This window comes from Marinobacter sp. PE14 (genome assembly GCF_053566155.1).
Map to the genome: position 1 here is coordinate 451,751 of NZ_JBQXNY010000001.1, position 26,173 is coordinate 477,923.

The window sequence follows — 26,173 nt, forward strand, 5'->3', positions numbered from 1 at the left end:
CCTCGAAAGATAGAATCCTAACAGTACGGTGGCATATTTCATCAGACCATGCGTATTTTCAGAAATCCCCGTGCATGATCCATTCACTTCCTGTAGCCTGCGCGGCTTTTTCTTCCGGAGGCAGACCTTATGACCGCTCAATCCCAATCTCTCCCGCGAGCCCGAAGCGGGCCGCTTACAGACAGTGATCCCGTTGTTCTCGTGCTCACGATCGGCTTCATACTTCTTTTCGTGGGTGCCTCGATCGTCGACAGCGGATACGTGGCCGACCTGATCGGAGCCGGGTTTGCGTGGACTGCAACCTATCTGGGCTCTTTTTTCCAGGTGCTGCTGCTACTCACGTTTTTCATCGCTATGGGAACAGCCCTGAGCCGGGCCGGCGCTGCCAGAATCGGCGGACTGGATCGGCCGGAGATTGGTCGGTTTCGCTGGTTGTCGATGATTATGTGCACCCTGCTGGCCGGGGGCGGAGTGTTTTTTGCTGCCGGGGAACCGGTTTACCACTTCGTTGTTACACCGCCGGCGTTTGATACCGAAGCGGGATCCGCTGCAGCGGTCGCGCCCGCCATGGCCCAGTCGTTCACTCACTGGGGGTTCCTGGCCTGGGCAGTGCTCGGCTCCCTCACGGCTCTGGTGCTGACCCGGGCTCACTACGGCCAGGGCAAACCCCTGCAGCCGAGAACCCTGTTATACCCGGTGTTTGGTGAGAAAGTCATTCAGGGGCGCCTTGGCGGTGTTATCGATGCCTTCTGTGTGATTGCCGTGGTAGCGGGGACGGTTGGCCCCATCGGTTTTCTGGCCACCCAGATGAGCTTTGGGCTGCATGAGCTGTTTGGCGTATCGGACGGATATGGCACCCAGTTGACGGTATTGGTGGTACTGGCCGGCGTCTACATGACCTCCGCCATGACCGGCCTGCACAAGGGCATTCAGCTGCTAAGCCGTTTCAATGTGATTTTGGCGCTGATCATTGCCGGGGTCATCTTTGTGTTCGGCCCCACGCTATTCCTGGCCAACACCTACACCCAGTCGATGGGTGAATACGTCACCTCGTTCTTTGCCATGGCTACCATGACCGCCGAAACGGCGCCGGCCTGGTGGATGAAATGGTGGACGGTATTCTTCTTTGCCTGGTTCATTGGCTACACGCCTTTGATGGCGGTCTTCGTCGCCAGAATTTCCCGGGGCCGCACGGTTCGGGAAATGGTGCTGGCGGTGGCCGTTTTGGCGCCCATTGCGACCACCATCTGGTTCACCCTGCTGGGTGGCTCCGGCATTTACCACCAGCTTGCCGGCACCTTCGACCTGACCGAAGCACTGAACAACTTCCGCTTTGATGTGGCCACCCTCACCGTGGCTCAGGCCCTGCCTGGCGGCACCTGGATGGCGGCTGCGATTCTGCTGCTGACAACCATTTTCGTGGCCACCACCGGCGACTCCATGAGCTATTCCATTGCCATGGTCGGGGCAGGCCATGACGAACCGAACCCGTGGATCCGTGTCTTCTGGGGGGGTGCTATGGCATTGATGGCGGCGATCCTTCTATACATGGGAGCGGGCCAGATCGGTGTGTTACAGCAGTTTATTGTGCTGACGGCTATTCCGGTTTCACTGATTATCCTTCCTTCGCTCTGGACCGGGCCCAAAGCCGCTATGGCAATGGCGCGTGAGCAAGGGCTGGTCTAGGCTTTTATGGAACACAGCGGGACAGGGACGTTCTTCCCCGCGAACTCTTCTGATCGAAAGCTCCTGGAGGGCTGATGCTGGAATCGTTTGAAGCCGGTTTCACGGCTTGGTTGTGGCCGGGGTCTTCGGCGATTCTTGCGGTTGCGGTTACTTACATCGTTTACCGTCTGGCCCTCGCTGTGTTCCGGCATTTCTCAGAGTCCAGAACGGTCATCCGGCTGTTCCTGGATGCCGCTGCCCGGGCTTTGGGTGTCGTTTTCTGCCTGCTTACCCTGGTCGGTTCCCTGGCCGCCGCGCCAGCGGATCTGCCCTTGATCTCAGCCATTCAGCAGGTCGCCACCCTGATGCTCATCCTTGCCATCACCTGGGCGGCAGTCAGACTGACCTCGGCTATTGGCGAAGTCATTGTTGCGCTCAATCCGGTGCTGGAAGGGCAGTGGAAGCGAGCCCGCAAGGTCGAAACCCAGACCCGATTCCTGGTCCGCGCACTTAACATTCTCATCGTGATCATCGGTCTCGGCGCTGCCCTGATGACCTTTGAATCGGTTCAGCACATGGGCGCCAGCCTTCTCGCCTCCGCGGGTGTCGGCGGCCTGATTCTCGGTTTCGCGGCCCGTCCTGTGCTCAGCAACCTGCTGGCTGGCATGCAGATCGCTCTGACTCAGCCTTTCCGTATAGACGACGTGCTTTACGTGCAGGGTGAGTGGTGTTGGGTCGAGGAAGTGACTGCCACTTATGTGGTCCTGCGCGTGTGGGATCTCCGCCGCCTTGTTGTTCCGCTGCAATGGTTTATCGAGAACCCGTTCCAGAACTGGTCCAGGAATACCGCAGAGCTGCTGGGAACTGTCTTTATCTGGGTCGACTACACCATGCCGGTCGAACCGCTCCGGCAGGAATTCACTCGTCTGCTCAATGAATCGGGGCTCTGGGATGGCGAATTTTCCTCGGTGCAGGTGACCGATTCCAGTGATCAGGCCATCCAGGTGCGTTTTTTGATGAGCGCCGCCAACTCCAGCAAGAACTGGGACCTGAGATGTGCGGTCCGGGAGGGCATGGTAACCTTCATTCAGGAACACTACCCGGCTCAGCTACCTAGGCTTCGGGCCCGGATGGTGGAAAACTGAGATTTCTCGAGGACCCTGCATGTCTGCCAAAACCGTCTGGATAACCGGTGCTTCCTCTGGCATCGGTGAAGCACTTGCTTTGCAGTTTGCGAAGAATGGTGACCGTCTGGTGCTTTCCGCTCGCCGGGAAGATGAGTTGGAGCGTGTTGCCGAACGTTGCCGGGCTGTCGCCGGGACAGCAACTGGGCAAGTACTGGTACTCCCGCTGGACATTACCGACTGGGATTCACTTCCAGGCAAGGTTGAGATGGTCCTGGCTCAGTTCGGTACCATCGATCTGCTGGTGAACAACGCCGGCGTTTCGCAGCGGTCCCTGTGCAAGGACACCGACATGTCCGTTTACCAAAAGCTCATGGATGTGGATGTCATGGGCCAGATTGCGCTGACCAAAGCGGTGCTTCCCCATATGCTCGAGCGTGGCTCCGGCCACCTTGCCGTGACCTCCAGCGTTGCCGGCAAGGTCGGCGCCCCCATGCGTACCGGCTATTGTGCCGCGAAGCATGCCGTTATGGGATTCTTCGATGCGTTACGCGCCGAGGTGGAAGGCCAGGGAGTGAGCGTGTCGACAATCACCCCCGGCTTCATTCGCACGGATATTTCCCGCAATGCCCTTGCCGGTGACGGATCAGCCTACGGCAAGGAAGATGAGGATATTGCAGGCGGCATGGACGTGACCGAGTGCGCGGAGGTGGTGTTCAAGGGGTTAACGGCAAAGAAACGCGAAATCCCGGTGGGTAAGGGCAAGGAAATGGCTGCCCTCTGGATCAAGCGAATCTCGCCAGAGGCCCTGTTTCGCATGGCGAGGGCTCGATCCTAGGGGGCAGCCGATCAAAACCGGGGCTGATCAGAACTTGTAGTTCAGCCCCACTGCAAACAGGTACGAAGATTCATCGTAGAAGGTCAGGTTGGACTGGGTGTCGCCGTAGCCTGCAAACGAAATAAACGACCAATCCTTCCAACCCATAAATTCCGGGTACTCGTAGGCCGCGAACAAGTTGAGCTCATCATCCGAGCGCTTCTTATTGAACAACGTGCTGGCACTGTCGTAGTCCCGTCTGGTGAAGCCTGCAGTCAAAACCAGGCTGTGCCTGCCCAGAATGTTGAACCAGCTTACTTCGGCGCCATAGGCATCGAAGGTGCTGGCACTGCCATCGGCATCATGTTGGATGTAAAGGGCAGAGGGAGATACAAAGCTGGTCGGAGAGAGGGTGAAACGGTAACTGCCCTTGGCGTAGTAAATGTCGGCATCGCGAGCCAGGTCTGACCCTGCGGTCAGGTCGTCCTCAACATCCGCCGTCGCAAAGGCAAGATCGAGGCTGAAGGCGGAGCCGGAAATGCTGTTAAGTTGTAGGCGGTAGGCATTGCCCGAGACGTCTGTTTCTTTCCTGGGCGTGTTGAGTTGATAAGGATTTTGCCAGGTTTCTCCCGAAATCACCGTGGGCAAAAAGGAAACATCCACTACCGTGCCGGAACTGAGCTTGTGTTTATACCCCAGTTGCACAGCCAGGGTTCCGACCGCAATATCTTCCCGTGTGGTACCGAAGTAAATCTGCTGTTTCAGTCCATCGCCAAAGGTGTAGGCAACGTTGCCAAGTGGAGCGATCAGGCCCTCTGACTCGCTGTCTGCCTTGTTCTCAAGAGAGCTGATGGTTCGGTCGCCATCGACGTTAAAGTTGGACGTTGAAGAGATGATCCCGGCATTTAGCGAGACTTCACCACTGAACCCCTTTTGAGGAGGCGCCGGTTGCGCGAAGACAGGCATCGCGATGCACAGGATCGGGAGGGCGAGGTGTTTTTTCATTTTTCAGCTCCGTGTTAGCGACTAGTCGGGGGCGATGTGCTCAGGGTACACAGTTGGTTTCTTTGCCACCTGATATGACTACAGCGGCAAGGCATAGTTCGATGTCAGACAGGTGTTGGTGAGAGATACGATCACTGTTGATCTGGAAGGCAATGGTAATCCCACTCCGGGCATAATGACGGAGACTTGAGCTGTAGCCAGGGATCCAGCCACCATGGCCGAAAACCGGTGAAAGCGGACCCGATCGGGAAATGGCGACGCCGAGGCCATAATAGGTCCCGGGCATGTCTTCGCCAATCGGAACAGGCTGAAGCATTGTGTTCAGGATCTCCTCTGACACTCCTTGTCCGCCAAACAGGGCAGCTCCCCATTGTGCCAGGTCAGGGGAAGTGCTGATCAGTCCGCCGCCGGTCCACTCCAGCGCTGGATTCCATACCATAACGCCGTTCTTATCTGTTGTTTTTGCCGGGAAGACAAAGGGATTGTCGGCAGTAACATACCCAGCCGCCAGGCCCGGAAGCCAGCGTTTGTTCGATGCTGCTGTTGCCGTCAGCTCCAGTGGTTCGAGAAAACGGTCGTCAACCTCTTGGTAGTAAGTTCGCCCCGTGATCGCTTCAATGGCCAGTCCGATAAGAATATACCCGGTGTCTGTGTAAGCCCATTGCTCGCCCGCTGGAAACAGTGCTTCTGCGTCCAGAACGAAACCGACCAGTGTTTCGGGTGTGAATGAGTTTCCGGGTTCCGGCCAGCATTGTGAGACTGCTTCTGCAAAGGCTGGCAGGTACACATGGTTCGGTAAGCCCGATGTGTGATTAAGCAGCTGGCGAACAGTCAGGCTCTGATGGTTTGGCAGCCGCCGGAACCAGCTGTTCCGGCCCAGCCATGTCGATACGGTGGCGTCCAGATCCATGTCGCGTTCCTGGGCGACCGACACCATGGTGGCGGCAACGAATGTCTTGCCGATACTCGCGGCCAGCATTCTCGACTCCGGCGTCATTGGCTCGCGAAGTTCTGCATCGGCCCAACCGGCTGCTGCTGAGTGCGAAGAACCATCAGGAAGCACGTAACTGGCGGTTATGCCGGGGAAATCGTACTCGCTCTGAAACCGCTCCAGTGCATCTGAGAATGCGGCCTCCAGGGGCGTATTGGCTGCCCGCTGAGGACTGGCCAGGCAGGCGGTCAACCAGAGCAGGCTCACCAGAATTAAAGTTTTGAGGCCGGAACCCGGCCCTTTTCGCAAAGTCATCAATGCGTTCACTGTTTGTCCGGGACGACCTCGGTAACGCTATTGGTGCGCGTGAACATACTGTCCCGATGTAACCAGACGATGACAATGGCAATCAACGCGAAAATATAGGTGTCATAGGGTTGGGCGTCGGGCCAGACTGGATTGATGAGCATGAAGTGAAAGAGTGCGGGGAGGAAGATGCTGCCCCGGGAGGCATTGAACAGAGGGGTGACAATCACACTCAGTGCAATGGTGCCCGTAAAGAATGGCAGGAATGACCAGGCGCTCTGCTCGGTACCACTCAGCAGAAAAGCTGGCGTGTGCCAAAGCCCCCAGATCACGCCAATGACAAGTGCGGCCCATATTGGCGTCATCTTGCGTTGCAGGAGGGGGAGTGCCAGGCCTCGCCAGCCGAACTCCTCAATGGGGCCTTTGATAGCAATAAAAAAAAGTGCAACCAGAAACGAGGACGCAGATGGGAATGGGAAGGCAGTCTCTGAAAGGTTGCCCTTTAAGAACGACCCCACGAAGAACACCAAGGGCACGCCAAGAAGCAGGAACGCATACCAGGGCCATGAGCAGCGCCACAGCAGGGCGCGCCCCAAATGCCGTCGCAATCCTTCCAGCCCGGACCACCGAACAATCACAATGAAGGCCGAGATGGCCGGGGCCCAGACCGCGAGATAGAAAAGCGGGTGTTCGCCGGTGATTTCGCCGAACAGTCCAACCATGGTTTCAGGAAAAAAGATGAAGGCAGCCAGGATTCCCCAGGCGATGCCGAAGGTCAGCAACAGAAACAGGGTTATCGACCGAAACGGAACGGCCTCAGGTTGCGTGATCTGATCTGCAGAGGGCATTGTCGGGTGTCCGTATTGAGGGCGGCTGTGGAGTGCGCCGTTTCCGCTGCATAATGATGATATCCAGAAGAGTAGAGGCGAGGATAGTGGGAAGCCCTCCGCTCATCACGAATTTCATGCCTGTTTGATATATATCAACAAAGGCTGGCGGATTGAGGGAATACTGCCCGAAACGACAATTCACGGAGAATAGGGCCATTGATCAGGCAACCGTTAATAGCATTTCCCCTGGTATACCTGGGGTGGGCTTACCTTTTCTGGATACCGGTGCTGCTATCGGATTCCTCGGTATGGGCATTTCCTAATCTGATCTGGTTTTTGCTCGGCGGGGCCAGTCCTGTTGTTGCAGGTCTTGGTCTGGCGGCGGCAAACGGTGGCAAAAGGCAATTAAGGGACTTGTGGCGGCGCCTGACCGACTGGCGTCGGATTCCCGGTCGCTGGTGGCTGATTATCCTGTTCTTCTGGCTGGCGTACGATCTTGCCATGGCCGGTCTGGCGGTGCTTCTGGGCGTTACTGGCGAGCCGCTTGATACGAACTGGCAGTTGTTTCTGAATCCGTGGCCATTGCTGTTTTTGTTCCTGTTGTCCTTCGTGTTTCCGGCAGTGGAAGAGGTGGGGTTACGCGGTTTTTATCTGGACGCCCTTCAACAACGTTTCAGCCCGGTTGTGGCTGGCCTGGTGAATGGCGCAGTCTGGGCGTTCTGGCACGCACCCTTCGTCTGGTTTCCCGGGTATTACGCCAACACCACGTTTCACCCCGAGCTTTACTGGTGGATGCCGATGATCATCTGCCATACGTTATTGATTGTGCTCGTTTATAACCGCACCGGTAGAAGCATTCTGGCGGCCCTGATTTTCCACGCCATGATGAACTTCACCGGTGAATGGTTGCGAATCTCCCCTGAAATGTACCCCTTCATACTCTTCGGCAACTTGGCCCTTGCAGCGCTGCTGGTACTGTTTTGGAAAAGCGGCCGCCAGTCTCTGCCAAATACGTGTTAGTCTCCGGCAAATACCCAAAAGCAAACGACTGGAGTGGCGTACCTGACATGAGCGGTGAAGACCTCAATCAAGTAATGGAAATGGATGGTGAAGAGCGGTACGACTACTTCCTGAGCCAGGTGGCCGAGGAACGGGAAATCTGGATTCTGGTTAATGGTGAGAGCCAATTCCTCAAGATCGCCTCGGAAGACGGCGATGTGGAATACCTGCCCGTGTGGCCGGCTTCGGCGTTTGCCGCCGAGTACGCCAACGGCGGCGAGGAGCTGACTCCCCGCAGTATTTCACTGCCAGACTTCTTTCGGAAATGGGTTCCAGGCTTAACCAGGGATGGACTTGATGTGGGTGTGTTTCCCGGCCTCGATAAAACGGTATGGATCACCGAACCGGCAGAGCTCAAGCAGGATCTTCAGGATGTGATGTCCGATTTCTGAAGACGGCTTTTATCGTCTGGCCGGAGCTGAGGCGCTTCCGGCCAGTATTCCTCCGTCGATGTTCAGCTCAATGCCAGTTACGTAGTTTGATTCGTCTGAGGCGAGGTACAGGGCCGCATAGGCAACATCCTCGGGTTTTCCCATCCTTCCGACTGGAACGCCAGCCTCTACCTCGGCGATCGCGGCTTCTCTTGCCTCTCCCTCTCCAAGCATCGCTTCCCACATGGGGCTCATGATGGCGCCGGGATGTATGGAGTTACACCGGATCGGATAGCCTTTCTCGGCACAGTACAACGCGACTGACTTGGTGTGATTCCGAACGCCGGCCTTGCTGGATGCGTAAGCCGCCGCCCCGGGAATGCCCACAATGCCGGACCTCGAGGAGATGTTCACGATGCTGGCGGACTTGGAGCCCTTCATCAACTTGATCGCATACTTGCAGCCGAGAGCAACACCGTTCAGGTTTGTAGCGTGGACTTTGTGCCAGGAAGACAGGTCAAGGTTTTCCGGATCGTGGGGTCCGGCACTCTCCAGGAAACCGGTGATTCCGGCGTTGTTCACCAGAATGTCCAGCCCCCCGAACTGATCTTCAATGGAACGGGCGCAGCTTATCCATTGGGCCTCATCGCTGACGTCGAGGTGAAGATAGTGCATGTCCAGTTCCGAACCATCAACCAGTGCCTGGCCCCGTTGGTCATCGATATCCGATACGATGACCGTTGCTCCCTGCTCGGCGAACTGAATAGCGATTGCCTCACCAATACCGCGGGCCGCGCCGGTGATCAGCGCGGTCTTGCCATCAAGTCTTTTCATCCTGACCCCCAGCATTCCTGTTGCCAGCCAATGTTTGCTATCCATTATGTGCATAAACGCCCGCGCTGGCGACAACGGACTGAGGGCGCGTCGCTTGATTTCTCTTTCTCTGCCCCGATCTTTGCTAGCAGTACACAACCTGAGGCTAATCAATCATGACTGACATCCGACACCTGGTCTGTCCCCACTGTCACAAGGTAAATCGCGTGCCTGCGGATAAACTGTCATCCGGCGGTAATTGCGGTGCCTGCAAGCAGCCGTTGTGGCCGGATCAGGTTCTGGAACTTACGGATCAAAGCTTTGCTGCCCATACCGGACGCAGTGATCTGCCGGTGCTGGTGGACTTCTGGGCAAGCTGGTGTGGCCCCTGCAAGATGATGGCGCCTCAGTTTGAGCAGGCCGCGAAAGACTGGCGGGGCAAGGTCCGCTTTGCCAAGCTGAACACCGAGCAGGCCCAGGGTCCGGCCAGCCAGTTTGGCATTCGCAGCATCCCCACAATGATCCTGTTCCAGAGTGGCCGGGAAGTGGCCCGCCAGAGCGGCGCCATGAATCAGGCGCAGATCACTCAGTGGCTGCAGTCGAAGGGTATTCGCTAGCCTGATAAGGCCATTTATTCGCTGGCCGGTCATTAAAACGCCACAATTGCTGAGGCCTTGCCATTGCAGGGCTGAAGGCACCTATCCGAGCTGTTCCCACAAAGTTATCCACAGTTTTTGTGGGTAAAGCTGACGTTGCAGCGACATCGACTTTCTCATGGCGTGTGGCCAGAATTCGAGCCAAACTGTCTGTAACTAGCAAGGCATAGTCGGGCAAGCGACGGCCTTACCCGATTGATCACTTCAACGAGGACCGAATGAGAGTAGTCCTGTTTATCATCATGGCATTCTGGCTCCTCCCAGCTTCTTCCCAAACGCTTCAGATTATGGGTTCGGACGAGGGCTTTCTGCCGTTTTATTACGGCAACGACCTCAACGAGGGCATTCTGGTGGAGGTGATCAATGACTTCACCATGGAGACCGGTATCGCAGCCGATTTCCTCCCGATGGCGCGCAAACGCCAGGCATGGGCTCTGGAACGAGGGCTAGCCAACGCCGTGTTCGCCAACCCGCTTTGGATGCCTTTGCCGGAACGAATGCACGCCGTAGGGCCGCTGTTGACCTGGCGTGACCGTGTATTCGCGCAACCTGGCCGACAACCGGACTCCTTCGATGACCTCGAGGGAGGTATCTGTCTTCGCAGATGGTTTGTCTACAGTGATCGACTTGAGGCGCGGATCGGGAGCCATCTGGTGCGCCATGACGGCTACAATGCCCAGCAGATGCTGCAAATGTTTCTGCACAAACGGTGCGATTATATCGTCATGAACGAAACGGAGTTCCGGTTTCTTGCACAGCTGGGGAGCGTCGATCCGGAGCTTTACAGCACGGAACTGATAGACGCCGAGTGGCCGGTCTATCTTGGGATACTTGAAAACGAGACTGCTTTAATTGAAGCGGCGGAAGCTTTTTTCTCTACCTACACGATTGACGTGGAGGCCATACTACCCAAATTGCCGCGGCCGGATCGTTGAAGTGATTGACGGTCGGTTTGTCCATCCGCCAGGCATGCAAGAGGTTTTCCGGGCGTCGTACCAGAATGTCCGCTTTGCGATCGAGCCGCATCCAGGGCACTACTTAAGCAAAAGCGGACATTCAGAAACGATTGAATGACCACAAAGCGGACCTTTTGCACCGGGGTAAGTCCAAAGCTGGACTTCCCCCGATACGCATGACATTTCTCAGCTTCAAACGGGGCCTTGGCGACTCGGATCTAAAAGTTCGTTTTGTGACCGGCCCGCATCCCACGCGACTCCTATACAAAAGCGAACGTTCGTGCCCCTTATTTCTCCGTTGGATTTAGTTGTGATTTTGACCCAGATATTTCCAACTCTGGGCGTCTCGTATATCCGGGGCTTGCCATTGTCCCGCTTGATATCGGCTAAATCATGAGTCTCGTATTACGCCGATGTTTAACTGTTGACCCTGGAGTAGCTAAAGGGTTTTAAATTAGATCATCCTTCGAGGACCGGATCCGCGAGGCACTGAAAGGCTGATCCTTTCGGGGGCAGGCGGTCGATTATCGGCTTGCCGTTGTCAATCTACGGGGAGTAAACATCAGTGCACAGTGAACTGAAGCAATCCTATCTTGCGGAGCTTGAATCGGCACGAAGGGCGGAAGGGGCGGGCGATTTCCAGACAGCCTTCACTCATCTGGAACGTGCCCATATCCTCAGCCAGAAATTTGCTCTGGCGCACGCTGCAACCCACCTGCGGATGCTCAGACTGGGTTGGCGGACAGGAGACGTTCGTGAGGTGCTGGGGCAGTTGACCCGAACCATTGCCGCCCTGGTCTTTTCCCGAATCTGGGTTCCGGTCGGAAACACCGGTCGCGCGAACGTCAGCGCGTTTGCACCCATGCCGGTGCCCGAGGATCTGACAGAGGTGCTGGGAAAAGCGCGCGATCAGTAGGATTACTCAAAGCGTACCGAAAAATAAGTGGCAAACCCTTGACCCTGTAGTTGCTACAGGCTTCATAACTAGACCAATATCGTTGTTGATCATTGATAGAGGCAAAAAATGCACGATCACGGTCACGACCATAGTCATCATTTCGACACCCATAACCGCTCTTTTGCGATTGCTGTGTTTCTCAACATCCTGTTTGTCGTCATTGAAGCGGTGTACGGGGTTATATCCGGCTCGCTGGCACTGCTTGCGGATGCCGGCCACAACCTCAGCGATGTCATGGGGTTAATCATGGCCTGGGCAGCCAGCTGGCTGGCCAGCAAAGCGGCAACCTACGCCAAGACCTATGGCCTGAAGAAAACCACCATTCTGGCGGCCCTGTTTAATGCTCTGATTCTGATCGCCGCTGTTGGTGGCATTACCTGGGAAGCCATTCAGCGCCTGACAGATCCTGCCGACGTCGCCGGGTTGACCGTGGTGATCGTGGCGGGGATTGGCGTGTTGATCAATGGCGCAACCATGATGCTCTTTCTCAAAGGGCAGAAAGGGGACATCAATATCCGGGGCGCTTTCTTGCATATGGCCGCAGATACCGCAGTGTCGGTCGGCGTCGTGATCTCCGGCACGATACTGATGTTCACCAATATAACCTGGATCGATCCGATCGTGAGTCTCGTTATTGCCGTGGTGATCTTTGTGGGCACCTGGCAGTTGCTGAAGGACTCCGTAAACCTGGCGGTGGATGCTGTCCCCAAGGGAATTGATCCTTCGGCTGTCCATGAACGTCTTGAAAGTTTGCCGGGAGTAACATCGGCCCATCACCTCCATATATGGGCTCTGAGTACCACCGAAAACGCGCTGACCGTTCATCTGGTGAAACCCGACCCAGAGAGTGACGACCGGGTTATCAGTGAGGCTGCTGAAATGCTGAATCAGCATTTTGGCATCCAGCACACGACCATCCAGTGGGAGCGCGGTGACGAACAATGCCCGACCGCTGCACACTGCGGAACGCACGCTCACTGATAAGGAATGTGAGCGTGAAGCTGACACTGACAACGACTTTTCCAGCGCCCGCTGATCAGGTCTGGGCGCTGGTCAAACAAAGCGGTACGCTGCTGTTTGTTTGCAAGGGCCTTCTGGGTTTTGGGGGTTCAGAGCGCTTTCCTCAACAATGGCGAGAGGGAAGCATAGAAGTCACACGCCTGATGTTTTTTGGCTGCGTTCCGGCATGGAAACACACACTGAGGTTTGAAAGGATCGACGACGATCAGCGAATTCTGGCGACCGAGGAAGGCGGAGGCCTGGTCCCCGTCTGGAACCACGTCATTCAGGTAGTCCCAGACGGAAACCGTACCAGCACGTACAGTGATGAGGTGAACATAGAGGCAGGGATTTTCACGATAGTGGTATGGCTCTACGCTCACGGTTTGTACCGATATCGCCAGCGGCGGTGGCGCAAGTTACTGCGTGAGATAGCGCATCATTCATCATCCATCTGATTTTCGAATCAACAAGGCCAGGAACTCCATGCGAGAAACGATCGAACGCCATCAGGTCTGGGCCTACCTCATCGCTGTTGTTTTCGGCCTGGTTGGGGGCTGGACATCTTCCCTCGGCGACAGGGTGCCGGATGGCCTGATCTGGGCGTTACTCGGGGTTCTGCTCTATGCCACTTTTACTCAAACACCGTTGACTCACCTGTCTGATGTGTTCCGGGATCGTCGGTTCATGAGTGCCTTGCTCACCGGCAATTTCCTGATTATGCCGGTGATCACTGCCTTGCTGGTGTTGGCACTGCCGGATAATGACGCACTGAAGCTGGGTGTGCTCCTGGTATTGCTGATGCCCTGTACCGACTGGTTTGTCACCTTCACCCATCTTGGCAAGGGGGACAGCACCCGAGCCATCGCAGCAACGCCGGTTCTGTTGATTGCTCAATTGGCGCTTCTGCCACTCTATCTCTGGCTTTTCCTGGGCGATCAGTTCAACGTAAATCTGGAGCTTGGGCGACACCTGCTGCCAGCCTTTACGGGGCTGATTATTGTCCCGCTCATCCTGGCATTTCTGACTGAAAAATGGGCGGAAAAGTCCGAAAAAGCGACCGGGTTGGTTCAGTCGATGGGCTTGATGCCGGTCCCGCTGCTGACCGTCGTACTGTTCATCATCTCGATGACACAGGTCAGCCAGATCGACAGTACCGGCCCTCTCATCTGGCCCTTGATGGTTCTGTTCCCGGCTTACCTGCTAGCGGCGGCCCTGGTCGGAAAAGCTCTGCGCCGGGTCTTTCGATTACCGGTAGCAACCGGGCGCACCGTCATCTTCAGCCTTGGCACGCGCAACTCCTTCGTGGTGTTACCCTTGGCACTGTCACTGCCAGAGGCCTGGGCTGCGGCTGTCGTGGTGATTGTCGTGCAGTCCCTGGTGGAACTGTTTGGAATGATGTTTTATCTGAGGTGGGTGCCCAGTAGGCTGCTACCAAATACCTGAAAAATCTGACACTCCTTAAACTCATCTAGAATAGGAAAGTATTACGTGCGTACCCGAAACCTGGTCATAACTCTCGTTCTTTTTTGTCTGGCTGTCTTCACTGCCGCTTTTGTTTATTACGATCGTTCTCAGGGCACGGATGAACCCGCCGTTGTTAAAGAAACGCCGCTGGTGAGGGATTACTCTCCCATTATCGGCCCTGAGGATGCGCCGGTAACGATTGTCGAGTTCTTCGACCCATCCTGCGAAGGCTGTCGGGCTATGTACCCCTATGTAAAACAGATTATGGCGGCTTACCCGGACAAAGTGCGCCTCGTATTACGCTACGTGCTGTTTCATAAAGGCTCGGAAGAGGCTGTCAGAATCCTGGAAACCGCCCGTGAACAGGGAATCTATGAACCGGTGCTTGACGCTGTTATGGAAGCACAGCCGAAATGGCACGATGATCCAAAGGTCACCGCAGCATGGGATGCGGCGGCGTCAGCCGGGCTTGACGTAGAATCCGCTCGGGCCGGTATGAACTCACCCGAGATTGACGGCATTATTCAACAGGATGCTGCGGATGTTAAGGCGGTTGGAATTTCCGGAACCCCAACATTCTACGTTAACGGAGACACCTTGAGCCGCCTGGGGCCTCAGGAACTGTACGACCTGGTGACATCCAAGGTAGAGTCACTGAAATAACAACAAAACAACCGGCAACGCTATGTCACTGCTTGACTATCTTTTACCCTATGATTTCTCGCCGCTGACCGTGCTGAGCTACATGCTCGTGATGGGGTTCTATGGCATCGGGCTTCTTCGGATGCCCGATCAGGATCGGCCAGGAGCGCTGCGGATCTTTGCGTTCACCCTGGGGGTACTGATCTGTTATGCGGTGATGCAGACCCGCTTCGATTACTACGCGCAATACATGTTCTTCGTCCATCGGGGCCAGCATCTGATTCTTCATCACATTGGGCCTATTCTAATTGCGCTGTCCAATCCCTTGCCGGTCATGCGGTTCTGGTTCGCAAAAATAAGCCCGGGCTGGAAGCAGACACTCAGGCCTCTGGGCTGGGTCTATAACGTTCTGCAACAGCCCTTTATCGCCCTGTTCCTGTTTGTCGGACTTATTTATTTCTGGCTGTGGCCATCAATCCATTTCGACGCCATGCTCAGCCGGGATCTGTATTGGGTTATGAACTGGAGCATGTTGCTGGATGGCCTGCTGTTCTGGTGGTTGATCTTTGATCCAAGACCGCCGGCGATCACCTCATCGCTGGGATATGGCAAACGCATGCTGATCCTGGCTGTAGCCGGTGTACTTCAGATGATCCTGGGGGCGTGGATCGTGTTTTCGCGTGACATGGTCTACGACGTTTACGAGGTCTGTGGCCGCGCTTGGCCTCTGGACCCGGAGGTTGACCAATTCCTCGGCGGTCTACTGACCTACATTCCCCCGGCTATGATGAGCATTATCGGCATTCTACTTATCCTCCGTCGTGCCATGCACGAGGACGGGAAATACACGAATCATTCCAAAAATCTTGAGGGAAAAGCGTCATGAGTATCCGTTTCTGGCGACATCGCACCAAGGCGCTCTCATTGATTTCAATGTTTGTCATGACAATGCTGCTTACCGGTTGTTTTGGCAACGATGAGGACTGGCACGGAAAAAACATCAGCGGCCTGATGCCCGAGTTGGAATTCGATCTTGTTAACAGTCAGGGCGAGCCCGTGTCTGGAAGCGATTACAGTGGCCGCGTTCGTATGCTGTTTTTCGGATTCACCTCATGCCCCGATGTTTGCCCAACCGCCCTGCAAAAACTCAATCAGGCAACCAGTAGCCTGGCCCCCGAGCTTGAGGATGAAGTGCTAACCCTGTTTGTGAGTGTCGATCCGCAACGTGACACACCAGAGCGCTTGGCAAAATACGTAGATTTTTTCGGCGACAACATTGTGGGGCTCACCGGAACCGAACCTCAGCTTCGCGAATTGGCCAAACGCTATCGGACAACCTTTGGTTATGACGAACCTGGCCCCGACGGAAATTATGCGGTGTCACACAGCAGTGCGATCTATGTGTTTGATCGGGACGGCAGCGCCCGCTTGTTAATTCGACCTGATCTGAAGGCTGAAGAGATCAGACATGATCTTGTTGCTCTTATTCAGGAGGATTCCTGAGTTAGTGAGGTTCGCCATCGGAAGGTAATTCCCAGCTGCCGAGCTATTACGGAAGCAGCACTTTGATCAAGCTGGGATCAACGGGATTCTATCCCGATACTGCGGGCATTCCTTCAAAGAGGCTCAACTTCTCCAAGGAAAAGTGTTGGTCTATGCGCCTGAATGTTCGCTTTGCGACCTTACCGGATACTTGACTATCTCAAATTTCGGCCAGGTTTTGGCGACATGACCGATGGATATTGAATCTCTAGCGCGCCTAACCCACAATCAGGTTCATCGAAGTAAACAAACGCTCACTTTAATTCCGGTAGAGAGGTAGAACAGGTGACTGAGCTGGTAAGTTATGACTTGAAAGACGGTGTTGCGACGATTGCCATCAGCAATGGCAAGGCCAATGCCCTGAGCCAGGAAGTGTTCGAGGGGCTCAACGCGGCGCTGGATCGGGCCGAGCAGGACAAGGCCGTTGTGATCCTGACCGGGCAGCCAGGCGTGTTCTCTGCCGGATATGACCTGAAAGAAATGCAGAAGGGGCCGAAAGAAGCAGCAGCGCTGGTAAAAACGGGGTCCAGCTTTACCCGGCGTCTGGCCGCATTCCCGTTGCCAATCATTGGTGCCTGTAGCGGCCATGCCATTGCCAAGGGCGCATTCATTCTGCTGTCAGTGGATCACCGCATTGGTATTGAAGGGCCCTTCAAGCTTGGCCTGAACGAAGTGGCAATCGGCATGACCATGCACCACGCCGGGATTGAAATTGCCCGCCATCGACTGGCGCCGGCCCACTTTTACCGTTCGGTCGTGAACGCTGAGATCTACAACCCGGAAGGGGCCGTGCAGGCGGGCTTCCTGGATGAGGTGGTTGCCCAGGACAAACTGGTTGAGCGGGCCACCGAGCTGGCGCAGCATTTCAAAACCCTGAACATGCGCGCCCACCGCGAAACCAAGGTGAAGGCCAAAGCGGACTATCTGGCGCTGCTGGATCGTTGTATCGAGCAGGATGCCGAGCACCTTGGCCTGAACGGCTAGTTCACGTTTCCGAACTGAACGGCGGCGCTTCGCGGAAACGGAACAGTTTTGCCAGGATAACGTCCGGGAAGGACTGGATCCGAGTGTTGTAGATCATGGCGCTCTCGGTGTAGCTGTTTCGCAAGAGCGAAAGGTAGTTTTCCGTCTCTGCCATGATCGACATGAACTTCTGAATAACCTCATTGTTCTTCAGGTCCGGATATCCCTCGATCCGGGCCTGAAGCGCAGTTGTCACCTTCTTTTCAAACTGGATAAGCTTGTCCGCCTGGCCCTTCGAACTCATCTCGACGGGGTCCGCGCTGCGTAGCTGGGCAATGGCTTTCAGCAGCTGTTTTTCGTGGGCCAGAGACGCCTTTACGATTTTCTCCAGGTTGGGCCACAGCTCATGGCGTTGCTGGAGAATGGTGTCGATATTGGCCGCTGCCCGATCAACGCGGTTCTTCAGAAAGACAATGTCGTTGTAGTGCAGTATTCCGGTGTACGCGAGCAGGACGATCGGTACCGTCAGGGCAGACAGAATCAGGTTGTCCGGGCTGAAGCCCCCATCTGCTGCAAACAGGGCGGTAGTGGAGAACAGGAACAGGCCGAGTGTGAGGGCAATGCCCGCGAAACCCCGTGCCCCCCGATCCAGCACAATGTCCTCTTCTTCGTTACCACTGATCAGGAAGGGTGAGGCATCATCCTTCTGGATCGTGAGCCGGTCCGGCTGATCGCGATCCAGGCCGGCAAAGCCCAGGCAGTAGACGTTCACGAAGGTGTCGAGGAAGCGGACGGTGTAACGCCTGTCGCCCCGGCGCTCCGAATGGTACTGCGGGTATTCGATCTTCGCACCGTCTGGCTGGACGAGAACCTTTCCCTCGCTGTCTTCCAGCCAGAAAGGCGCTCGTTCTTCCCGATGCTCAATAACCCGCCATTTTTCGTTTTTTCCGGAACCCCGCTTTTCTTCCACCTTGTAGTCGAAGGCCACGCATTTCTCGTTTTTCAGTGGATCCCGAAGGGGAGGGTGGTCTTCATCGATATCCACCATCGCCTTCAGCTCCGAGACGCCAAAACTGAGTCCCCGGGTGCTGCTGGTAGGTACCGCTTCGATCAGGCGCTTGAACTTGACGGTCCGGATCGACAACCACAAAAGCAGCAGGGCGGCTATGATACTGGCTGCTGCAAGCCCTCGGCTGGTCCAGGCGTGCTGGTATCGGCCCTCGGGCTGGCTGGCCACGATGGAACGGGCAATGCTGGCGGTCTGCTCATCAAGCTCGGGAACGGGCAGGCGATTCTGAACCACGCTCCGGAAAATCCAGCGATCCAGCCAGCCGCTCGTACTTTGGCGGATCAGTTGCTGCAAAGCAGACACGTCGGCAAGCACCAGCGAGCGGTTGTCGGCTTCGTCAATCTGTTGATAGCGGGCTTCATACAAATCGGCGATGGCAGACCATTCCTGCCGGAGTTTGTTGATGCCAAGCACCGAGAGCGTGCCGGACACCGCAATGGTCATTACCAGAACATAGACCCAGAACCGGTGAATTCTGATCAAAGGAAGCGAGAGCGCGATACCGAGAGCCAGAAGGCCAGTTGCGATGGAAATGCGGATGGCGGCGTCGAAGAAGCGGTCGCCACTGTCCACGGCCAGCGTGTTCCGGGAAACCATGGCCGGCAGGCTGAAGTCCTCGAGGCCATAGAAGGTAACTGCACCGATTTCGCTGCTGTACTGGCCGGTTACGCGGGCCGTGTGTCCGGGAATGAGCGCCCACTCCGAGTAGATTCTGCGGCCGGACTGATTGCGATAGGTTCGCTCCAGATTCCATTCGACCCCCTCCAGATCGCTGCCCGGAGCCACAATGACCGAGCCGGTCTGGTCCCTGAGCTGGAAGTCGCCGCCGCGGGCGCCGGAATCCAGGGTGCGGATACGCAGATCACCGTCGGAGTCACGATATTCCTCCTCGAGTTTGTAGCGATAGTAGACGGCCTTGGTTTTGGAATAGGGCGTTTCGAGAGTTCCCAACTGATCCGTGACTTCGCCTGCGATCACATAGGGGCCCGTGGTCAAAGCGCCGACGGGCGTTTCAGGTAGCCGTTCCAGTTGCCGTGCCTCAGTGAGCTGGCTGAGACCGGTGGTCATGGTGTAATAACTGCCGGCCAGGCAGGCAATTGCGAGGATGGCGGTGATGATCCGGCCAGGAATGCTGGCGATATTGAAGCGCCTCATGGCGGGAGAGTCCTTGTTCTGCTGGCTTTCAGAGGCACGAGTATAAAGTATCGGGGTTTGTCATTCCCCCGGCTCCACCCGAATTGAGATGGAGTGCAAGTCAGGCATAAATCGGTGATGCCTGCAGCGCTGAAGGTTTTCAGCCGAAAACCACCGTATGCATCATCCGGCCTGGTAGCAGGGTAAAAACCCCGGCGCCAATCAGGGCGAAAACGAAGAGGGATGCCATGGTGATGCCATGCCCCCTCGAATTTCCTTTCCGGCCCTGGCGCACTCCCCACCAAAGCATGATCAGCGTGTAAACAGAGAGAAGGTGGATAGGGCTCCATGGGCCCACTAACTGAATGGTGTGGATAAAGAAGGATGACAACGCAACAGCGGCCATCAGCCCGATCCATACCCAGCCGGCCATTTTGTGGTGCGCTGTGCCCTTTCTGAGGAAAAATTGTAGAAGGCCCAGCGTAAATGCCAGAACCGCTGCGATAACGTGAAGCTGAATGGCAGTCGATGTGTTGGTCAAAGGCTCAAGATTCATGGCATTGCTCCTATATGCAACTTGTTGCACATGGTAGCGCGTCTTTGTTGCTATATGCAACAATGCGCATATTGGAGGATTGAGAATGGCGCTTCGGTATGCATTACTTGCGAGTCTTTATGAATCACCCGCAACCGGGTATGAGTTGACCCGACGGTTCAGAGAACGGATGGGCAATGTCTGGAATGCCAGCCACCAGCAAATTTACCGAGAGCTGGCAAAGGCGCTCGATGATGGCCTGGTAAAGGTTGAGCTGGTTGAGCAGTCTGGCAAGCCGGATCGCAAGGTTTACCATCTCGCTGATTCAGGAAGAGCTGAACTGGGGGAATGGGTGAATGGCTTTTCCCCACGACCGGCCACCAGAGACCCGCTGCTGCTCAAGCTGTTTGCAGGAGATCTCTGGTCGCACGACAGGCTTTTCGAGGAGCTTTCTCGCTATGAACTCGACTGGCAGGAAGAGCTGGAGCGATATCGCGAGATAGAGCAGGACTATTTCCAGGATGTGCAAACGCTGCCGCGGCATTATAAATTGCAGTATCTTGCTCTCCGGCGCGGAATCATGGCAACGGAAAGCTGGCTCGAATGGGCCAGGGAAGTGCGAGACCTGTGCGGGGCTTCGCCTGAAGGTTCTTGATCAGTGAGAGTAAGCAATTCAAATGGAAGGAGAGTGAATTTTGTCCCAGTCCGAGCAGTTTGCCAGCGACAACTACAGTGGTGTATGCCCGCAGGCATGGAAAGCCATGGAAGCGGCCAACCGGATGGATGAGCCAGCCTACGGCGAGGACAGCTGGACGCAGAAGGCAGCGGATGGTCTGAGGGCGCTGTTCGATACGGACTGTGACGTTTACTTCGTGTTCAATGGCACTGCAGCCAACTCTCTGGCCCTGGCCTCGATCGGTCAGTCGTTTCACAGCGTGATCTGCCATGAGCTGGCCCACATTGAAACCGATGAATGCGGCGGCCCGGAGTACGCCTCCAACGGCGCCAAGCTGCTTCTGGGGCAGGGCGAGAACGGCAAGCTGACACCGGAGAGCATCGAACACCTGGTGACCAAGCGGACCGATATTCACTACCCCAAGCCCAAAGCGCTCAGCCTCACCCAGGCCACGGAGGTGGGCACGGTTTATACGCCGGAGGAACTCAGGACCATTCGGGCCGTGGCTGACCGGCATAAGCTCAACATCCATATGGACGGTGCCCGCTTCGCCAATGCGGTGGCTGCTTTAGACGCTCACCCTGCTGACATTACCTGGAAGGCTGGTGTCGATGTCCTTTGCTTTTCCGGCACCAAGAATGGTCTGGCGCTCGGTGAGGCGGTGGTGTTCTTCAACCGTTCTTTGGCAGAGGATTTCGAGTGGCGTTGTAAGCAGGCCGGTCAGCTGGCCTCCAAGATGCGCTATATTTCGGCACCCTGGTGCGGGCTTCTTGAGGGCGATGTTTGGCTACAGAACGCCCGCCATGCCAATGCCTGTGCCCAGCGCCTTGCCCAGGGGTTGGAGGGACTTCCCGGCATCCAGCTACGCTACCCGAGGCAGGTGAACGGTGTTTTCGTGGAAATGCCTGAGCCTTTGCAGGCAGCACTGCGGGCGAAGGGTTGGCGTTTTTACAACTTTATCGGTGGCAGTGCCCGCCTGATGTGTTCCTGGGCAACGACCAATGAACAGGTAGACCGCTTCCTGTCAGATGTGCGTGCCCTTGTTAGCTAAGAGCTATCGATTCCGGGGCGAAGTCGTGGTATATCAGCAGCCCCAAAACCCCAATTTTTACGGAAACAGAAGACATGCCCAGAGCCAGTGAAGTCAAAAAGAACTCCGCCGTTGAATACGATGGTAGGGTGTATTTTGTAAAGGACATCGAGCGTTCAGTTCCCCAGGGTCGGGCTGGCGGCAGTCTGTACCGAATGCGGATGTACGATGTGGTGACCAACCAAAAGCTGGACGAGACCTTCAAGGATTCGGACATGCTCAACCTGGCCGATCTCACGCGTCGGGAAGCTACGTTTTCCTACGCGGATGGCGATGAGTATGTCTTCATGGATACCGAGGACTTCACCCAGTACAGCCTGAACCGTGAGGCCATTGCCGACGAGCTGCTGTTCATCTCCGAAGATACCCAGGGCGTGATGGTTATCCTGTTGAAGGATTCGCCGGTGTCATTGGCACTTCCGCCCACCGTTGAACTGGTGATTGAAGAGACCGATCCGTCCGTTAAGGGTGGCTCTGCAACGGCCAGAACCAAGCCTGCCCGGTTTGCCACGGGGCTGGTCGTTCAGGTTCCCGAGCACATTTCCACCGGGGATCGCATTCGCATCAACGTGGAGGAGCGCAAGTTCCTGGGCCGCGCCTGATCCGAAGTCGTTCTGAAGTAAGGGCACGCCGTGAAACCGATAGAAACAATAAAAGTCCTGATAGCCAGCGTGATCGCCGTTGTGGTCATGGTGGGAATTGCCCGGTTTTCCTACACGCCAATGATCCCGGAAATGGTGGCTGCGCTGGGGCTGAGCAAATCCGTTGTCGGCATGCTGGCAACTGTGAACTACGCCGGCTACCTGACCGGCGCGGTGCTTATTACCCGGATCAGCGATCTCGGTCTCAAGGTAAGGCTCTACCAGCTTGGGCTAGTGGTCGCCGTAGTTTCGACGGTTCTCATGGGGTACACCACCAACGTGTGGCTGTGGTTCATTCTGCGCTTCATCTCCGGGTTGAGCACTTCCGCGGGCATGTTGCTTGGCGCCGGTCTGCTGATGAGCTGGTTGATCAAGAACAACCAGAAGTCCGAGCTTGGCGTGTTCTTTTCCGGCATCGGGCTCGGGATTGTTCTGACCGCTGTTACAGCGGAGCTGATCAAGGATCCGTTTACCTGGGATCAGCAATGGGTGATCTATGGTCTGGTGGCCCTGGCGTTGCTGGTCCCCGCCTGGCGCTGGATGCCCGATTACCGCGCCTGTGCCTTGCCCAGGACTGGTGCCGGCAGTGGTGGCGACGAGCGCAGCCGATTCATTCGTATCCTGCAATTGGCGTATTTCTGTGCCGGTGTGGGCTATGTGGTGACCGCCACCTTTCTGGTCGCGATTGCTGAATCCATGCCTGAGCTTCAGGGGCAGGGCTGGCTGGTCTGGCTGATTGCAGGTCTTGCCGCCACGCCGGCCTGCTGGTTGTGGGATGTCTTTTCGCGCCGCTGGGGGCAGTGGCTGGCGCTTTATCTGGCCTACGTCCTGAATTCTGTGAGTATCCTGATGCTGATCGTGAATACGAGTCTGGCCAGTGTGATGCTCAGTTCGGTGATTTACGGCGCCAGCTTTATCGGTATCGTCAGTATGATGCTGGCAATGGTTGGGCGGGTTTTCCCGGAAAACCCTTCCCGGCCCATGAGTCGGCTTACCTTCAGCTATGGCATCGCACAGATGGTGGCGCCGGCAGTTGTCGGTTATCTCGCTGATGTGGAAGGCAACTACATCAACGGCCTCTGGCTGACCCTGGTGGTGATGGCGTTGGGCGTTTTGATGCTTCACCTGGCAAGGCGGGCGAAGGAGAGAGAGGCCGAGCCTGCGCTTTCTCGTTAATCCCGATCGTTGCATTGTTCCAGTGCCATTCGTTCGAGAAGCCTATTGTTGCCTCGTGCGGTAAAAAGCGCGGCTTTTCTCGTAAACGCGAGACATATCAACCAGAGCAAAGCCCAGTGCCGGTTTGTGAACCGGGAAAACGACGTCTGCTCCCGTCTCCAGGCTTTGCCAATATTCCTGAATATTGCTGTTTCGTTGATCAATCGCAGGGTAGCTCGAATGCTCAAAGTAAGCAGGCTCAGTCATACTGTAGGCAACGGGGACGGGCTCCGTTGAAACGATGAGGGTATAGCGTTGTATTCCCGGGTAAGTTGCTGCTATAGCCACGATGCAGAGCATCGCGGCAACACCCAGTCGCTCAGGCCCGGGAGCACCTCTGCCAAGCCGGATTCCCATCGCGCCGGCGAGTAGGCCCGCCGAGACAAATGGCCACATGGGCAAATCTCCCAGAACCAGGTAATTGGTGAGCATCAGATAGTCAGCCAGTGCATAGGCGCCCAGGAAGGCCAACAACGTCAGCTCGATCACCATGCCCCGGTGTTTGAGCAGGTTGAAATGTTTGGCGAGCGGCCCGGAACGATCAACGGGCGTCGAGGCAACATCTGCTTCAACTGCTGCTTCCGACAGGGCCCTTACGAGGGGCGATTCACTGATTATGGTTTCTACCCGCGCCTTTGGTTTCCCGAAAGCTCCGGCAAGCCCCAGTCGATGATCCGGGGCGCCAACCCTCAAAAAGTTGTAGGGTTGAAGCAGGTAGGTTTTACTGTCAGTAACGAGACTGAGCCGCGATTGCTGAATAGCCTGAGCCATATTCCGGAAGCCCGTCACCGGGGTAAGCTCGATCTTCCGTATGGTGTGCAGCGGGATTCGATGCTCGCCCGTGGTCAGTCCCATCAACCCAAGCCCGGTCAGTTTGGGAATTTTGATGCTCACGGTCTCACTGTCCAGGGTCACTTTCACTTTGCGGTTGGCTGCTGCGACCAGCGCGCCGATCAGCGAAACGATCACAAATATCTGTAACTCGAAATGGACGTTGCCATAGTCATCCCTGTAGATCTGTGCGGGGTCCATTTCGCTGAGGTTTGGCAATTCCAGCAGGAGGAGGCTGCCCAGCATGAAGGCCAGCAGTGCGCCTAGCGCGCCCACTAGCTGGCCGGTTTTCAGAATACTGGCGGAATAGCGGAAATGTTGCTTAACCATGCCTTGATCATCCCTGAATCAGTTAGTCAGGGGCCATCTTAATACATCATTTCAGGTAAACCAGTATTTCAGGTCCGTTCTATGCGCAGTTCCACAGAGGGAGCAAAGAGGTATGAAAGTTTCAGTCATTGGCATGGGTAATGTCGGGTCAACGCTGGCTTTCGTGCTGACGTTGAAGAATATAATCAGTGAACTGGTTCTGGTTGGCCGCAGTAAAGAATCCGTGTTGGGTGATGTGCTTGATCTACGGCACGGTCAATTGTTCGTGAACACGCCTGCCCAGGTTACTGCCGGAACGATTTCAGACACTGCCGGCTCGGATGTGATCGCCGTCTGCGCCTCAGTTCCTACACCGAAAAACATGGGTAGTCGGCTCGAACTGGCGCAGGGTAATGTCGAACTGATGAAGGAGCTGATGCCAGAGTTGGCCCGGCTGTCGCCGGACTGCAAGATCGTGATGGTGTCGAATCCAGTAGACGTTCTGGTGCATTATGCTCTGGAGTTTGGCGGTTTTCGCCCGAATCAGGTTATCGGAACCGGCACATTGGTGGATTCGAGCAGATTTCGCCAATTACTGGCAGAAGAGCTTCGCATCCACAGTGAGGATATTCGCGCTTACATTCTGGGTGAGCACGGGGATAGCCAGTTTCCCGCCATGAGTTGCGCGGATGTTGGTGGCGAAACACTCGACGCTACGCCCGGCCGGTATGCTTTGTTCGAGAGAGCGTCCCGTGCGGGTTTTGAGGTGCTGAAGCACAAGGGCTGTACCAACTATGCGGTTGCCCTGGCGGCGGCAGAAATTATTGAATGCATTGCAAATGATTCGAAGCATACGCTACCGGTCAGTCTTCGCGTTGATGGCTTTCTCGGTGTGGATGATGTTTGCCTGAGCCTGCCTGCGGTTGTTGGTCGCAACGGCATTGAGCGAGTTCTGCACCCGCGATTGGATGAAAAGGAGCAGGCGGCTTTCTTGCACAGTGCGAGTGTCGTCAGAGAGGTTATCGCTTCATCGGAACCGGAAAAAGAGGATCGTTAATGGCTGACAAGCCTTCAAAGCCCGTCTCCGCATCTGCGATCGAGAAACACGTGTACAAGGTGTTTCCGAACGATATGAACTCCCACAACACGGTGTTCGGCGGGATGATCATGGCGAAATGCGACCGGCTGGCGCTGGTTGTGGCAGAGCGGCATTCTGCCCATGTCTGTGTGACGGCTGCCGTGGATTCAATCCATTTCAGGGCGCCGGCGAAGGGTAACGATACGCTGTTGTTCAGCCTGTCCCTGAACCGGAGTTGGGGGTCGTCCATGGAGATCGGGGCGAAGGTGGAGGCGGAGAACAGCTATACCGGCGATACCCGGCATATTCTCTCGGCCTTTTTCACCTTTGTTGCACTGGACCAACATGACAGCCCGGTAGCGGTGCCGGATGTGATTCCGGAAACGGATGAGCAGCGGCGCCGATTCAAAAACGCACAGATCCGTCGGGAGGGGCGCCTGGCAACCAGAAAACAGCTCTCTTCCGCTGACGGTCAGTCACCTGACTGACCG

Annotated in this window: 28 protein-coding genes; 21 read left to right on the forward strand and 7 right to left on the reverse strand. The window is 56.1% G+C overall.

Going from position 1 to position 26,173, the window contains the following annotated elements; genetic code table 11:
• Positions 1-129: 129 nt before the first annotated feature.
• From ACWJ62_RS02210 to ACWJ62_RS02220, 3 genes are all read left to right on the forward strand, one after another.
• Positions 130-1,686 carry a BCCT family transporter gene (locus ACWJ62_RS02210; RefSeq protein ID WP_449284728.1) on the forward strand — a complete coding sequence of 519 codons (1,557 nt, stop codon included), beginning with the start codon at positions 130-132 and terminating at the stop codon, positions 1,684-1,686.
• Between the two features lie 74 nt (positions 1,687-1,760).
• Positions 1,761-2,810, forward strand: coding sequence for a mechanosensitive ion channel family protein (locus ACWJ62_RS02215; RefSeq protein ID WP_449284729.1), 1,050 nt, complete (start codon positions 1,761-1,763; stop codon positions 2,808-2,810).
• A 19-nt stretch (positions 2,811-2,829) separates the two neighbouring features.
• A complete protein-coding gene (locus tag ACWJ62_RS02220) occupies positions 2,830-3,627 on the forward strand; it encodes an SDR family oxidoreductase (protein WP_449284730.1) in 798 nt (265 codons plus the stop codon).
• Positions 3,628-3,654: 27 nt separating this feature from the next.
• Here ACWJ62_RS02220 and ACWJ62_RS02225 read toward each other — a convergent pair whose 3' ends face one another.
• Genes ACWJ62_RS02225 through ACWJ62_RS02235 form a run of 3 tightly spaced genes read right to left on the reverse strand, consistent with a single transcriptional unit; the run spans position 3,655 to position 6,696 of the window.
• The gene (locus tag ACWJ62_RS02225) at positions 3,655-4,611 is read right to left on the reverse strand and encodes a DUF2860 domain-containing protein (protein ID WP_449284731.1); all 957 of its coding nucleotides are present in this window, start codon (positions 4,609-4,611) and stop codon (positions 3,655-3,657) included.
• Between the two features lie 40 nt (positions 4,612-4,651).
• Positions 4,652-5,869, reverse strand: coding sequence for a serine hydrolase domain-containing protein (locus ACWJ62_RS02230; protein ID WP_449284732.1), 1,218 nt, complete (start codon positions 5,867-5,869; stop codon positions 4,652-4,654).
• Positions 5,866-6,696 (reverse strand): CPBP family glutamic-type intramembrane protease, encoded by an 831-nt coding sequence (locus ACWJ62_RS02235; protein ID WP_449284733.1) that lies wholly within the window; start codon positions 6,694-6,696, stop codon positions 5,866-5,868. The genes ACWJ62_RS02230 and ACWJ62_RS02235 overlap by 4 nt, the downstream gene beginning before the upstream one ends.
• Before the next feature lie 396 nt (positions 6,697-7,092).
• Here ACWJ62_RS02235 and ACWJ62_RS02240 point away from each other — a divergent pair, with 396 nt between their 5' ends.
• Together ACWJ62_RS02240 and ACWJ62_RS02245 are read left to right on the forward strand one after the other, a co-directional pair.
• Positions 7,093-7,698 carry a CPBP family intramembrane glutamic endopeptidase gene (locus ACWJ62_RS02240; protein WP_449284734.1) on the forward strand — a complete coding sequence of 202 codons (606 nt, stop codon included), beginning with the start codon at positions 7,093-7,095 and terminating at the stop codon, positions 7,696-7,698.
• Positions 7,699-7,745: 47 nt separating this feature from the next.
• Complete coding sequence (locus tag ACWJ62_RS02245; RefSeq protein ID WP_449284735.1) at positions 7,746-8,129, forward strand: DUF2750 domain-containing protein; 384 nt, start codon at positions 7,746-7,748, stop codon at positions 8,127-8,129.
• 9 nt (positions 8,130-8,138) lie between these two features.
• On the opposite strand, the gene ACWJ62_RS02250 is transcribed toward ACWJ62_RS02245, so the two are convergent.
• On the reverse strand, positions 8,139-8,942 hold the full coding sequence (locus tag ACWJ62_RS02250) for an SDR family NAD(P)-dependent oxidoreductase (protein ID WP_449284736.1): 804 nt from the start codon (positions 8,940-8,942) through the stop codon (positions 8,139-8,141).
• A gap of 155 nt (positions 8,943-9,097) precedes the next feature.
• Here ACWJ62_RS02250 and trxC point away from each other — a divergent pair, with 155 nt between their 5' ends.
• The 10 genes from trxC to ACWJ62_RS02300 all read left to right on the forward strand — a co-directional run bounded on the left by trxC (position 9,098) and on the right by ACWJ62_RS02300 (position 17,125).
• Complete coding sequence (gene trxC, locus ACWJ62_RS02255; RefSeq protein WP_449284737.1) at positions 9,098-9,538, forward strand: thioredoxin TrxC; 441 nt, start codon at positions 9,098-9,100, stop codon at positions 9,536-9,538.
• 257 nt (positions 9,539-9,795) lie between these two features.
• Positions 9,796-10,512: a substrate-binding periplasmic protein gene (locus ACWJ62_RS02260; protein ID WP_449284738.1), complete on the forward strand. Its 717-nt coding sequence runs from the start codon at positions 9,796-9,798 to the stop codon at positions 10,510-10,512.
• A gap of 586 nt (positions 10,513-11,098) precedes the next feature.
• A complete protein-coding gene (locus tag ACWJ62_RS02265; RefSeq protein ID WP_449284739.1) occupies positions 11,099-11,449 on the forward strand; it encodes a DUF3703 domain-containing protein in 351 nt (116 codons plus the stop codon).
• Positions 11,450-11,557: 108 nt separating this feature from the next.
• Complete coding sequence (locus ACWJ62_RS02270) at positions 11,558-12,472, forward strand: cation diffusion facilitator family transporter (protein ID WP_449284740.1); 915 nt, start codon at positions 11,558-11,560, stop codon at positions 12,470-12,472.
• A gap of 14 nt (positions 12,473-12,486) precedes the next feature.
• Complete coding sequence (locus tag ACWJ62_RS02275) at positions 12,487-12,948, forward strand: hypothetical protein (protein WP_449284741.1); 462 nt, start codon at positions 12,487-12,489, stop codon at positions 12,946-12,948.
• 28 nt (positions 12,949-12,976) lie between these two features.
• Positions 12,977-13,936 (forward strand): arsenic resistance protein, encoded by a 960-nt coding sequence (locus ACWJ62_RS02280; RefSeq protein ID WP_449284742.1) that lies wholly within the window; start codon positions 12,977-12,979, stop codon positions 13,934-13,936.
• A 45-nt stretch (positions 13,937-13,981) separates the two neighbouring features.
• Positions 13,982-14,620: a DsbA family protein gene (locus ACWJ62_RS02285; protein ID WP_449284743.1), complete on the forward strand. Its 639-nt coding sequence runs from the start codon at positions 13,982-13,984 to the stop codon at positions 14,618-14,620.
• Positions 14,621-14,642: 22 nt separating this feature from the next.
• Positions 14,643-15,485, forward strand: coding sequence for a cytochrome c oxidase assembly protein (locus ACWJ62_RS02290; RefSeq protein ID WP_449284744.1), 843 nt, complete (start codon positions 14,643-14,645; stop codon positions 15,483-15,485).
• Positions 15,482-16,102 carry an SCO family protein gene (locus ACWJ62_RS02295; protein ID WP_449284745.1) on the forward strand — a complete coding sequence of 207 codons (621 nt, stop codon included), beginning with the start codon at positions 15,482-15,484 and terminating at the stop codon, positions 16,100-16,102. The genes ACWJ62_RS02290 and ACWJ62_RS02295 overlap by 4 nt, the downstream gene beginning before the upstream one ends.
• 324 nt (positions 16,103-16,426) lie before the next feature.
• Positions 16,427-17,125 carry a crotonase/enoyl-CoA hydratase family protein gene (locus ACWJ62_RS02300; protein ID WP_064228168.1) on the forward strand — a complete coding sequence of 233 codons (699 nt, stop codon included), beginning with the start codon at positions 16,427-16,429 and terminating at the stop codon, positions 17,123-17,125.
• A gap of 1 nt (position 17,126) precedes the next feature.
• Here ACWJ62_RS02300 and ACWJ62_RS02305 read toward each other — a convergent pair whose 3' ends face one another.
• Both ACWJ62_RS02305 and ACWJ62_RS02310 read right to left on the reverse strand, forming a co-directional pair.
• Positions 17,127-19,328, reverse strand: coding sequence for a LemA family protein (locus tag ACWJ62_RS02305; protein ID WP_449284746.1), 2,202 nt, complete (start codon positions 19,326-19,328; stop codon positions 17,127-17,129).
• A gap of 139 nt (positions 19,329-19,467) precedes the next feature.
• Positions 19,468-19,863: a DUF2306 domain-containing protein gene (locus tag ACWJ62_RS02310; protein ID WP_064228170.1), complete on the reverse strand. Its 396-nt coding sequence runs from the start codon at positions 19,861-19,863 to the stop codon at positions 19,468-19,470.
• An 85-nt stretch (positions 19,864-19,948) separates the two neighbouring features.
• Here ACWJ62_RS02310 and ACWJ62_RS02315 point away from each other — a divergent pair, with 85 nt between their 5' ends.
• The 4 genes from ACWJ62_RS02315 (at position 19,949) to ACWJ62_RS02330 (ending at position 23,425) form a co-directional block, all read left to right on the forward strand.
• Positions 19,949-20,497, forward strand: a complete 549-nt coding sequence (locus ACWJ62_RS02315) for a PadR family transcriptional regulator (protein WP_449284747.1) — start codon at positions 19,949-19,951, stop codon at positions 20,495-20,497.
• Between the two features lie 37 nt (positions 20,498-20,534).
• Positions 20,535-21,569 (forward strand): threonine aldolase family protein, encoded by a 1,035-nt coding sequence (locus ACWJ62_RS02320; protein WP_449285338.1) that lies wholly within the window; start codon positions 20,535-20,537, stop codon positions 21,567-21,569.
• A 74-nt stretch (positions 21,570-21,643) separates the two neighbouring features.
• Positions 21,644-22,210, forward strand: a complete 567-nt coding sequence (gene efpL, locus ACWJ62_RS02325; protein ID WP_449284748.1) for an elongation factor P-like protein EfpL — start codon at positions 21,644-21,646, stop codon at positions 22,208-22,210.
• A gap of 30 nt (positions 22,211-22,240) precedes the next feature.
• Positions 22,241-23,425, forward strand: coding sequence for a YbfB/YjiJ family MFS transporter (locus tag ACWJ62_RS02330; protein ID WP_449284749.1), 1,185 nt, complete (start codon positions 22,241-22,243; stop codon positions 23,423-23,425).
• A gap of 42 nt (positions 23,426-23,467) precedes the next feature.
• Here the strand turns inward: ACWJ62_RS02330 and ACWJ62_RS02335 are convergent, their stop codons facing one another.
• Complete coding sequence (locus tag ACWJ62_RS02335) at positions 23,468-24,625, reverse strand: hypothetical protein (protein WP_449284750.1); 1,158 nt, start codon at positions 24,623-24,625, stop codon at positions 23,468-23,470.
• 112 nt (positions 24,626-24,737) lie between these two features.
• On the opposite strand from ACWJ62_RS02335, the gene ACWJ62_RS02340 reads away from it, so the two are divergent.
• Complete coding sequence (locus ACWJ62_RS02340) at positions 24,738-25,661, forward strand: malate dehydrogenase (protein WP_449284751.1); 924 nt, start codon at positions 24,738-24,740, stop codon at positions 25,659-25,661.
• On the forward strand, positions 25,661-26,170 hold the full coding sequence (locus ACWJ62_RS02345; RefSeq protein ID WP_449284752.1) for an acyl-CoA thioesterase: 510 nt from the start codon (positions 25,661-25,663) through the stop codon (positions 26,168-26,170). Before ACWJ62_RS02340 ends, ACWJ62_RS02345 begins: the two co-directional genes overlap by 1 nt.
• Positions 26,171-26,173 lie beyond the last annotated feature (3 nt).